We start from the raw sequence: 10388 nt of genomic DNA, 5'->3' as shown, positions 1-10388 counted from the left end.
GGTGTCCGGACTGCGAGCTCCACTTCGCTCCGCTCGTGGAGGTCGCCTGAAACGTCCGGACACCCCCTCCCCCGCTCCGGCCCCGGACCCCTCCTCGCCGTCGTCCTAGCCGCGTTCCGGAGCAGGGCGGCGGACCGGTCGTACGGGTTTGCCCGGGGCGCCCGCGGCCCGCTGACGGCGCCCCATGTCGCGTACCTTCCGGACGCTGGCGATGAGGCCGGCGACGAGGGTGCCGCCGTACAGCCAGCCGGCGTGCACGGCCAGGGCGGTGACCAGGGCCATGGCCTGGCCGCCGACCCCACCCGTACCGCCGGAGATCGGCACGATGCCGACGGCGAAGGCGATCGGCACGGAGATGGGCGCCGTGACCAGGTCGGCGGTGCGCACCCAGAGCGCGGTCAGGGCGCTCACGGGGAGGAAGAGCAGCCCGAAGACGACCGGGGAGCTGTCGAACAGCAGCCAGTCGAGGAAGCCGATCACCAGCATCACGGCGGAGGCGAAGAGCCCGGCGCCCAGACCGGTCAGCCGGGGATTGGGCAGCCGGCGCAGCGCCATGACGACGGGCGGCGCCGTGCGCTCGACGCGTGGCCGGCCCGGGCGCGGCCGGGAGGCGACGCGGTAGACCGCGGCGCCCTCGACCAGGGCGCCGGGCGGCGTCAGAGGGGCCTGCGGCCGACCCTCGGCGGGGCGGCGGGGCTGCGGCTTGCGTGTCCTGTGCTGCTCCACACCACCAACGTAGGTCGGAAGGGGCCGGGAACCCCCTGCGGGACACGCCCTTTGGGTGACCTTGGCGGGAAGAGGGGGTCTTCGCCCGGTCGGGCCCGCTCGGGTGCCCCCGTAAACTGGGGGATCGCCCCACCTCCACTCCTCCTAGGGAAGTCGCCACCGTGTCGCTCACGATCGGAATCGTCGGCCTGCCGAACGTCGGCAAGTCGACCCTGTTCAACGCCCTGACCAAGAACGACGTGCTGGCGGCCAACTACCCGTTCGCCACGATCGAGCCGAACGTCGGCGTCGTCGGCGTCCCGGACGCCCGCCTGGACAAGCTGGCCGAGATCTTCGGCTCGCAGCGGATCCTTCCGGCCACCGTCGACTTCGTCGACATCGCCGGCATCGTGCGCGGCGCGAGCGAGGGCGAGGGCCTGGGCAACAAGTTCCTGGCGAACATCCGCGAGTCGGACGCGATCTGCCAGGTCATCCGCGCCTTCAAGGACGAGAACGTCGTGCACGTCGACGGCAAGGTCTCGCCGAAGGACGACATCGAGACGATCAACACCGAGCTGATCCTCGCCGACCTGCAGACCATCGAGAAGGTCCTGCCGCGACTCCAGAAGGAGTCCCGGATCAAGAAGGACGTGGCTCCGAAGGTCGTGGCCGTCGAGGCGGCCAAGGAGATCCTGGAGAAGGGCGACACGCTCTTCTCGGCGGGCATCGTCCAGGGCTCGGAGAAGGCGGAGCTCCTCCACGACCTCCACCTCCTGACGACCAAGCCCTTCCTCTACGTCTTCAACGTCGACGAGGACGAGCTGACCGACGACGCCTTCAAGGACGAGCAGCGCGCCCTGGTCGCCCCGGCCGAGGCGATCTTCCTCAACGCCAAGCTGGAGCAGGACCTCGCCGAGCTCGACGAGGCGGACGCCATGGAGCTCCTCCAGTCCGTCGGCGCCGAGGAGCCCGGCCTCGCCACCCTCGCCCGCGTCGGCTTCGACACCCTCGGCCTCCAGACCTACCTGACGGCCGGCCCGAAGGAGTCCCGCGCCTGGACCATCAAGAAGGGCGCCACGGCCCCCGAGGCGGCCGGTGTGATCCACACCGACTTCCAGAAGGGCTTCATCAAGGCCGAGGTCATCTCCTTCGCGGACCTCGTCGAGACGGGCTCGGTCGCCGACGCCCGCGCCAAGGGCAAGGCCCGCATGGAGGGCAAGGAGTACGTGATGCAGGACGGCGACGTGGTGGAGTTCCGCTTCAACGTGTGACGTCTCGTCAAGAGCTGTGCCCGACCCGCCTGTTGGCAGGTCGGGCACAGGCGTCTGTCCGCGTGGAGTCCTTGCCCTGTGACGTGGGGCGGCGGCAGGTCTGGTCGGCGTCAGGCTGCCTCAGACCTTGACGACTTCCACGGAAGGGCCGCACAGGAGCGTCAGGTCCTCGGGGTCGGACGTGAGGACGGTGACCGGCCGGGGTGCGTTGCGGGCGATGACGGCGAAGGCGGCATCGATGGCGTGCTTGTGGCCGCGGAGGTGATGGGCGCGCAGAAGCGCGGCGGCCTGGTCGGTGACCTCCTTGGTGACGTCGTGAACGTCGACGCGGGAGAGGACCCACTTGATGCGGGCGGGATGGATGCGCTCGTAGTCGGCCTCGAGGGTGGTCATGGCACTGGTGGCGACGCGGACACCCTCTTCCGATGCCGCTTGGACCAGAGCCACGACGGTGCGGTCCTTGCGGTAGAGCTTCGAGAGTCCTTCGCTGTCGAGCAGGAGCGTGCCGGGCATCAGGCGGCGGCACCGCCGGCCTGTCGGTGGTCGTGACGCAGCAGCGCCCGGGCGGCCTCGACCTCCTCGCGGGTGAGGGCTTCGTTGTCGGTCTCGAAGTCGGCGACGATCTCGCGGAGCTGGTCCATGGCGACCCTCTGTTCGAGAGCCTCGGCGACGTAGGCGGAGAAACCGCCGGGTCCGACATGGGCGCGTACGGCCTCGGCGAGATCCTCGGGCAGGCTGATCGAATACTTCCTACTACCGCTCATGGTGCCAATCCTACCGGCGGTCGTAAGTCAGGGGGTGTGAATGACCGCCCCGAGGTTCGGTTGATCCGCAGCGAGCTGCGAATGCCCGGCGAGGCCCGGTGGGGGCGGTGGGAAGATGCGGGGAGGGCCGGAGAGGGGCGGGACGCGTGGGGCGTGGCGAACGGGTCACGGTCGCGAGAGGAGGGCGACTCCACGAGGCGCCGCAGGCAGTGGCCGGTGACCACGCCAGGGCGGTCGAGGCGGTGCGGGCGGTGCTCAAGCCGATTCCCGACGCGGCGGTCACGCGGGAGCTCGACGCCACCCCGCCGCCCGGCTGCAGGACGTCACCGAAGGACGCATGCGGCTGGGGAACGTAGCGAAGAGTGGCCTGTGCACAGTGGGCCGTGTTCTCGAAGCGGGCCCCTACCGGTTGCGCCAGATTCCCGGCGTGGGACAGCGCACTGAGGGGCTCGCCGTCGCAGCACCACGCCATGCGTGAGGCCATCCTCGATCCCGCTCCGCCGGTCTCGGCATAACGCCCCAAGATGATCGCGCGGGCGATTATCGTCTGCCCCATGAGCGCCAGGCGGTCGGCCAGCAGCGAGGTACCGCGTCCGTACGCCACCCACGACGCAGTGGTCGTCATCCCCGGAATCATGGGAAGCGTGCTGGTGGACCGCCACACGGGGAAGAAGGTGTGGGGGGACGGGCCCGTCGTCGCGTCCTGGTTCACGGGGGCCTCGCTGCGCAGGCTGCGGCTCGACGCGGACGAATTGGAGGGGCGGTACGGACGCATCGTCCCTGACACGCTCCTGAGGTATGCGGCCTGGTTCCCGGGCTTCCGCGGCATCGAGCGCTACCGCGAGCTGCTCCGCGGAGTTCACAGCGCCGTGGCCGACCCGGACGCCGTGCGCGAGTTCCCCTACGACTGGCGGCTCCCCGTGGCCCACAACGCGAGGCTGCTCGCCAGGGACGCGCTGAAGCACCTGGAACGATGGCGCGCGAACGACGCCCACGACCGGGCCAGGCGACGGCATCCCGTACAGCCCCAGGAACCGGCGAAGCTCGTCTTCGTCGCACACTCCATGGGCGGTCTGCTGGTGCGCCACCTGGCGCTGGACCCCGAAATCAGGCCTTTCATCAGAACCTGCGTCACCCTGGGCACCCCCTTTCACGGCACTCCGAAAGCGGCGGTCCTCCTGAACTCAGGCCGCGGTGTCCCGCTGCTTCCCGCGAAGCGCCCCGCCTCGGCCATCGGCCGGCGCGACCCTGACGACGGCCTTCGCGCTCTCGCGGCCGTCCTTCCCGGCGTGTACGACCTGTTACCCGCCTACCGCTGTCTCGACGACGGCGGTGCCGGGCGGCGCCTCACGTCCGCCGACGTCGTAGGACTTGGCGGAGACCGAGTTCAGGCCAAGGCGTGGACGGACCGGCAGGTGACGGGCCTCCCCGCGCTGCCGGACCACCAGCTGCTGATGGGGACCGCCCAGCGGACGATGCAGAGCATGCGCATCGACAACGGCGTCGTCACTCCGCTCTTCACGTCGCTGCGAGGTACGGACGAGGCGCCCAGCCGTGAGGACGAACGGGGCGACGGCACCGTCCCGGGCTTTTCCGCGGAGGTACCGGGTGTGCGGCCGGTGGCCCGCTTGTTCCAGTCGCATTCCGGTCTGGGGATGGCGGACGAGGTCGTCCGCCTGGTGGCCAGAATCCTGCGGGACGGGGACATCGGGACGCTCGGGCCCCCGATGGGAGCGGAAGCCGGACAGGCAGGGCTCGATACGCCGGACGGCGCGGTACTCCCCGGAAAGACCTGGACCGCTGTCGTCACCGGAGCGGAGAACCGCCCCGACGCCTTTTGTACGGTCGAGTCGGTCGGCGCGCGCCGGAGGTGGGAGGACACCTTCCGGATCGAGCGGCGCGACGGCGAACTGCACGCGCCGATCACGCTCGAACGTCCCGGGCTCCACCGCGTGACGTTCCAGCCGCCCGAAGGAGCACCGATCAGCCAGCTCGTCCTCGCGGCCGACCCGGTGAACGATGACTGAGCCCGAGAAGCCGCCGGGGATGCTGTCCTTCGCCATCGGCGCGTACTCGCGTGAAGGAACGGAGCGCCTCCCCCAGGTCGAGGCCGAACTCGCCCGGGTCCGCGCGGTCTTCGCGCTCTTCGGGGTGGAGGACGAGGCCTGGGACGTCCCCATGGAGGGCCGCGGCCACGCCGCGGTCACGGACAGGCTGGCGGACTGGAGCCGCCGCGCCGACGAGAGCGACACGATCCTGTACTGGATCGGCCACGGCGAACTGGCCAACCGGCGGGCCAGACTGCTGACCTGGGACGCTTCCAGCAGCATGCGGCCCGAGGACTTCGCCGACGCACTGAGTGACCGTACGCACTCCAGCTCCGAACCTCCCTGGACCTTCGTCGTCATCGACGCCTGCCATTCGAGGACGTTCATCGAACAGACCAGCAGTGTCCTGAGAGCGGAGAAGGGGCAGCACAGCGTGTTGCTCTTCGGTGTGTCCGGCTCCGGCACCACCCGGCTCGGGGAGTTCGGCACCGCTTTGGAGCAGGCGGTGGGCACCGACTTCCGCGGGCGTGCCGTGATCCCCCTCCAGGAGCTGGCGGCGCGGCTGAGGGAGCTCCTGCACGGGAGTGACTTCAGCGAACCGTCCGGAATGACCGCCGCGCGCCTCGTCCGCCGAGATCCTTGGCTGTCGGTCCGCGGCCCGCTCGACATGATGGACCGGCTCGACGCCTCCTTGCGGGCCCTCACCCGCGAACGGATCGAGGAGCTCACCGAAAGTGTCCGGGACGCCCAGAACGCCCAGTACGGAGATGTGACATGGCACTTCACGGGGCGCCGAGCGGAACGATCACAGGTGGTGGGGTGGCTGCGCGAGTCCCACGCGGGAATGCTCGTCGTCACCGGAGAGCCGGGAGCCGGCAAGTCGGCCTTCCTCGGGTGGCTGTGGGCGCAGTCCCAGCCCGCATTGCGCGCGGTGCTGGATGCCCTGGAACTGGTCATCGAGGAGGAGGAAGAAAAGCGCCCGCCGGACGACGTGTTCACGGCGGCGCTGACGCTGCGCAACCTGAGCACGGCCGCTGCCGTGTCGGCGATCGCGAACGCCTGCGGGCTGGGCAGGCCCTGGTCCCCACGAGACCTGCGACAGCCCGCCCGGTGGCTCGTCCATCGCGTGCGCACGAGTGGGCTGCGGCTCACCCTGCTGCTCGACGGACTGGACGAGGCACAGGACCCTTTGGAGATCGCCGACAGCGTGCTGCGCGCCCTGGCCGCCCTCCCCGGGGTGCGGCTGGTCGTGGGGACGCGGCCGTCCACGGAAGCCGAAAGCCGGTCGGACGATCCTGTGCCGCGGGATTCGGGTACGGGTCCCCGGCGCGTCCTCGACATCCTCGAAGCGCTCGGCGCCGCCCCCCTCCCCTCGGGTGGCGCTGGAGCTCCGCTTGACCGGACCCGGCTGGTCACGCTGACGGCCGAGCCCGACGACGTCGTGGCCTACGTGTTGGACCGGCTGGCCGCGGCCCTGGGCGAGGGACTGCCCAGCAGGGCTCACCGACAGATCCGCAACATGGTCGAGCCGGACGGCTGGGGCTTCCTGTTCGCGCGCCTCGCCGTCCACGAGATCCTCGCCCGCCCCCGGCTGCTTGACGACCCCGGCCGGCTGAAGCAGCTGTTGGCCGACGCCGACCCCCGACGCCTGTTCGGCACGGCCGTCGACAGGATGAGCGCCGCGGAACCTGCGTACGGCCGGATGCTGCGCGCACTCGCCTACGCCCAGGGTGGAGGACTGCCGCTCACGGGCGGCATCTGGACCACCGTGGTCGAAGCGCTGTCAGGCGAACCCGCACCTTCCCACGCGGAGTTCGAAAGACTGACCCGAACCGCCTCGCCGTACATCAGCCTGGACGACGACGGAGTGACGGTATACCGACTGGCCCATCACACGTTCCAGGAGTACTTCCTCGCCGCGGACGGCGAAGCCGAAGTCCGGGCCGGCCACGGCCGCATCGTCCGGGCGCTGTTGGGCCTCGTACGGAAGGGATCCGCAGGCCCGCTGCATCCCTACGTGTTCCGGTACCTCTCTGGGCACGCGGCCGTGGCGGGCGTAGACGGTTGGCGGGACCTGGGGGCACGCACCGATGTACTGGACCGGCTGGACGCCCGGTCGCTCGGTGCCGACGCGGTGCGCAGCGCCTTGGGCAGGCCCGACACGCCGGTCGAGATCGCCGGGGTCATCGGCGCGCGGCACCGTCTCGTGAACGCGCACGCGCGCGACCGGCGGGGCATCCGCGAGATCGCCATGGCGCAGCAGGCAGGAACGACCGAGTTCCCCGCCCCTCCCTCTCGGGGGAGCGGCGACGCGTCCTGGACCGTGCACCAGGCCTGGTTGCGCCACCAGAGTCCGCACACCACGATGGACGGCCGGGGCCGCCTGGGGCTCAATGCGCTGACTTCGTACGCCGGCCGTCGTGGCACCGATCTGCTGGCTGCCGGCGGCGCGGACGGCACCGTGCGCGTCTGGAGCCCCACCGGAGAGCGCGTGGACGTTCTGCCCGGTCCACGGGGGAGGGAGGTGCGGGCGGTCGAGGCGTTCTCGGGGCCCGACGGGCGGACTCTGCTGGCCGCCGGAGGCAGCGGCGATGCCATCCGTGTCTGGGCGGTCCGGGGACAAGGGGCACAGGTGCTGCCTTCGCTCGAGCATCCTGGTGGAGTGCGTTCGCTGACTGTCCTGGTCGCGGATGGACGGGTGCTGCTTGCCTCAGGGGGCGACGACGGCGTCGTACGGCTCTGGGATCCCACGACCGCTTCGTTGTCCGGGTCGTTCAGCACCGCGTCCGAGCCGCAGGGCGAGAGTGCGTCCCGGTACCGAAGGCGGCCCGGAGCAGGGAGGCGTCACTGGGTGCGCGCCATGACGACGTTCACCGAGCAGGCCGCTCCGGGGAGCAGACCACTGCCTCGGCTGGTCACGGCCGGGCAGGACGGCAGGATCCGGATCTGGGACCCGCTCGCGGAATCGGCGGGCAATGCCCCGGTCTCCGAGTGGGACGCCCGGCACGGCCGCATCGGCGTGGTGAGGAGCTTCACGGGACACGGTGGCAAGCCTCTGCTCGCGTCGTGCGGCGAGGACAGGACCATACGCATCTGGGATCCGGCCACGGGCACACAGGTACGGCCGGAACTCACCGGCCACACCAAGTGGGTGAACGATCTTGCCGTCTTCGCCGGGCCCGACGGGGGGACGATGCTGGCCTCCGCCGGCGACGACGGCACCCTCTGCCTCTGGAATCCGTTCACCGGGAACCGGATCGGCGAGCCGTGGACCACAGGGCACACCAAAGGCGTCCGCGCCCTCCACGTCTTCACGGGGCCCGATCAGCGAACGATGCTCGCCACCGGGGGCCAGGACGGCAGGGTGAAGACCTGGGATCCTGCTGCCCGCCCGGCCTTCCTGGACGACGGCACGCTGCGCCACGGCGGTTCCGTCCATGCGGTCAGCCCCTACCGCCGGCAGGACAGCCGGGTCAGCTTCGCGACGGTGAGCAGCGACCGGACGGCCCGGTTGTGGGACCCCGCCCAACCCCGATCGATCGGGACGCTACTCCACCCCCGGTCGGTCCACGCGGTGACGGCGGTTCAGAGAGGTGGCCGGGCTCAACTCCTCGCCACCGCGGGCAACGGCGGACGCGTATGGATCTGGGACCCCGCCGACAGCCGCCGCATCGGACTCCCCCTGATCGCCCGCGGCCGGGTGACCGCCTTGGCCTCGTTCCCGGGGCCGGGCAAGAAGACCGTCCTGCTCGCCGGTGCCTACGGCCGCCACGTCCGGTTGTGGGACCCGGTCGCCCACACCACCTTCGGGGCCGAGTTCGTCGCGCACGAGAAGAGGGTCGCAGCGATGACGTGGTTCCCCGAGACGAAGAGCAAGCGTGTCATGCTCGCCACCGTGGGCGACGACCGGACGCTCCGGGTGTGGGACGCGCACCATCGGACCATGGCTCGCGAGCCCGTCCGCCTTCCCGCCGCCGCTCTTTCTCTCTGCGCCTTCCAGACCGACGGCCGGTGGCTGCTGGCCGTCGGTGGCAAAGATCGCGCCATCCGCATCATCGACCCGGCCACTGGCGTTCAGGAGAGCGTCCTCAGAGGGCACTCCAAGCCCGTCACGGCGATTACCTGGGCCAGGACCGGCCCAGACGGTCCCCGACTGATCAGCGGCAGCTGGGACCGCGATCTGCGGATCTGGGATCCGCTCGGCCTCGCGGCGTCCTCGGTCGTGCCCATCGGTGTGGCGGTCCACGGCCTCTGCACGGCCGACGGCCGGGTGGCGGTCGCCTGCCCGGAGGGGCTGGTGGTCATCAACCTGCCGGAGATACGAGTGACCGGCTAGCTCAGATCGGGCCCGTGGCCCACGAACGCACGATGTCGGACGAGATTCAGCACGGTCGGCCGGCACTCGGGGCGGTCGGCCGATGGGGAGAGGGGACTCGAAGTGCCGGAACAGCTGATGGAGAGCGGCAACCAGGCGTTGGTACTGGCCTGTGCCATCTATTTGGGCATCGTGTTCGTCACCAGCCGGGGCCTGATCGCGGCGCCGCGCTACCGGGATCTGTCGGGCCGGATACGTGACTGCCGTGCAAGGGCCGAGACCCTTGCTGCGGACAACGACGGTCCGGTCGCGACGGCGACCCTCACCGCGGTGATGCAACGCCTGGACGACCTCGAACGACTCGGCACAGTGGCCTGGAAGCTGCTGCCGCATGCCGGTGTCGTCGCCATTCCCCTGTCGAAGCTCGCTTCCGCCTGGCGTGTCCTGCACGCCGCCGAACGCAGGTTGCTGCGGCTGGAGAGCGACGGGGAGGTGGCCGTGCTGTTGCAGTCCCTGCGCCTGGAACTGGGGGCCTCCGGCCGCCCGGTCGACAACGAGCTCTCCGACGTGCTGACGGGCGCTCCCGCCTCCGGTCCGGAGACACGGCCCCTGCTCATCGCCTCGTGGGAACGCCTCCACGCGCGCGAGGAAGCCGCAACCGAGGCAGAGTTCGAACAACAACGCATTGCTCTCTGGCTGGCCACGACGGGCGTCGGCGCGGTCCTCGCCCTGGGCCTGGCCCTCGACCACCAGCTCACGATGCTGCTGGGTGCCTTCGGAGGGTTCCTGTCGCCCGTCATCGGTGTCCTGCGGCCGCAGCCCGAACGTCCCAGGTCATGGGGGGCTCTGGTGCTGGCCCCGGTCGGGGGTGCTCTCGCCGCGGTGGGGGGCCTCCTGCTGGTCCGCATGCTCGCCGATCCGGACCTCAACCTTCTCGGCCAGGTCTTCCTCGACAACTCCTGGGACGCCCCCACGCAGCCGCTTGCACTTGCCTTCGCTCTGCTGTTCGGCTTCTCCGGCACCCTCTTCTCCCGGCTGGCCTCCACCGCCACGAGGCAGTTCGTGCCTCCTGTCGTGTGACCCGATGCCGGCGGGGCAGCCCCTGTGGCCTCGCCCGAGGCGTCGAGAGCGTGCCCGGCGGGTGCGCTTCAGGACCGATGTTGACACGGGGGCGGGTGGTCTGTAGTGTCCTCCGAGTTGTCCGACGTGAGCACCGGCCCCGGTCGGCCCCGGACAGCGATTCCGCAAGAAGCACCAGAGCCTGACGGCATCGATTCGTCGTGCC

The 10388-nt window shown here is 70.7% G+C and carries 7 protein-coding genes and 1 pseudogene; 5 read left to right on the top strand and 3 right to left on the bottom strand.

Going from position 1 to position 10388, the window contains the following annotated elements:
* Positions 1–105: 105 nt before the first annotated feature.
* Positions 106–726, bottom strand: coding sequence for a DUF6542 domain-containing protein (locus tag AB0M16_RS36015; RefSeq protein ID WP_365350742.1), 621 nt, complete (start codon positions 724–726; stop codon positions 106–108).
* A gap of 161 nt (positions 727–887) precedes the next feature.
* Between AB0M16_RS36015 and ychF the strand changes: the two genes are divergently transcribed.
* Positions 888–1976 carry a redox-regulated ATPase YchF gene (ychF, locus tag AB0M16_RS36010; RefSeq protein WP_365350740.1) on the top strand — a complete coding sequence of 363 codons (1089 nt, stop codon included), beginning with the start codon at positions 888–890 and terminating at the stop codon, positions 1974–1976.
* A 120-nt stretch (positions 1977–2096) separates the two neighbouring features.
* Here ychF and AB0M16_RS36005 read toward each other — a convergent pair whose 3' ends face one another.
* Both AB0M16_RS36005 and AB0M16_RS36000 read right to left on the bottom strand, forming a co-directional pair.
* Positions 2097–2489: a DNA-binding protein gene (locus tag AB0M16_RS36005; RefSeq protein ID WP_365350738.1), complete on the bottom strand. Its 393-nt coding sequence runs from the start codon at positions 2487–2489 to the stop codon at positions 2097–2099.
* Entirely contained in the window at positions 2489–2740 is a 252-nt protein-coding gene (locus AB0M16_RS36000) for a hypothetical protein (protein WP_365350736.1), read from the bottom strand. The genes AB0M16_RS36005 and AB0M16_RS36000 overlap by 1 nt, the downstream gene beginning before the upstream one ends.
* Positions 2741–2886: 146 nt before the next feature.
* On the opposite strand from AB0M16_RS36000, the pseudogene AB0M16_RS35995 reads away from it, so the two are divergent.
* The 4 genes and pseudogenes from AB0M16_RS35995 to AB0M16_RS35980 all read left to right on the top strand — a co-directional run.
* A pseudogene (locus AB0M16_RS35995) lies at positions 2887–3182 on the top strand (ATP-dependent helicase); the annotation flags it as partial.
* Between the two features lie 112 nt (positions 3183–3294).
* On the top strand, positions 3295–4767 hold the full coding sequence (locus AB0M16_RS35990; protein ID WP_365350734.1) for a hypothetical protein: 1473 nt from the start codon (positions 3295–3297) through the stop codon (positions 4765–4767).
* Positions 4760–9124 (top strand): WD40 repeat domain-containing protein, encoded by a 4365-nt coding sequence (locus tag AB0M16_RS35985; RefSeq protein WP_365350732.1) that lies wholly within the window; start codon positions 4760–4762, stop codon positions 9122–9124. The genes AB0M16_RS35990 and AB0M16_RS35985 overlap by 8 nt, the downstream gene beginning before the upstream one ends.
* Before the next feature lie 102 nt (positions 9125–9226).
* Positions 9227–10183: a hypothetical protein gene (locus AB0M16_RS35980; RefSeq protein ID WP_365350730.1), complete on the top strand. Its 957-nt coding sequence runs from the start codon at positions 9227–9229 to the stop codon at positions 10181–10183.
* The last annotated feature ends 205 nt before the right edge of the window (positions 10184–10388 follow it).

The sequence above is a fragment of the Streptomyces sp. NPDC051921 genome (genome assembly GCF_040680975.1).
Lineage (GTDB): Bacteria > Actinomycetota > Actinomycetes > Streptomycetales > Streptomycetaceae > Streptomyces.
This window is presented reverse-complemented; position numbering and strand designations above follow the sequence as displayed.

Bases quoted from the DNA above. Each gene is read 5' to 3' on its own strand.
- AB0M16_RS35985 (WP_365350732.1), top strand. From the start codon at position 4,760: ATGACTGAGCCCGAGAAGCCGCCGGGGATGCTGTCCTTCGCCATCGGC.
- AB0M16_RS35990 (WP_365350734.1), top strand. From the start codon at position 3,295: ATGAGCGCCAGGCGGTCGGCCAGCAGCGAGGTACCGCGTCCGTACGCC.
- AB0M16_RS36005 (WP_365350738.1), bottom strand. From the start codon at position 2,489: ATGCCCGGCACGCTCCTGCTCGACAGCGAAGGACTCTCGAAGCTCTAC.
- AB0M16_RS36000 (WP_365350736.1), bottom strand. From the start codon at position 2,740: ATGAGCGGTAGTAGGAAGTATTCGATCAGCCTGCCCGAGGATCTCGCC.